General features: G+C 48.6%; 1 protein-coding gene. It reads left to right on the forward strand.

Annotated elements, in window-relative coordinates:
• Positions 1–292, forward strand: a 292-nt coding sequence (locus LKX83_RS32415; RefSeq protein ID WP_304518365.1) for a proton-conducting transporter transmembrane domain-containing protein, incomplete at both ends; no start/stop codon positions are given.

The raw sequence follows: 292 nt of genomic DNA on the forward strand, positions 1-292 counted from the left end.
GGTGCTTGTAGATACGCTATCGCTGTACATTGCTATTGTCGCAGCCGCCTCCATGATTATCGGGAACACGCTCGCCCTGCGCCAGGTGAACGTAAAGCGGATGATGGCCTACTCAGGTATCGCGCAGGCTGGATATTTGCTTGTACCGTTCGCAACGCTTACGGTATTGATGTTCGAGCAGACGATTTTCTATCTTGTCGCTTATCTGCTGGCGAATATGGGCGCCTTTGCGATTATTATGATTGTCAATCGTGATCAGAATACAGAAGATATTCAATCGTTTGCAGGTCTG

Origin of the sequence: Cohnella baijiui, assembly GCF_020731285.1 — a bacterium.
Taxonomy (GTDB): Bacteria; Bacillota; Bacilli; order Paenibacillales; family Paenibacillaceae; genus Cohnella.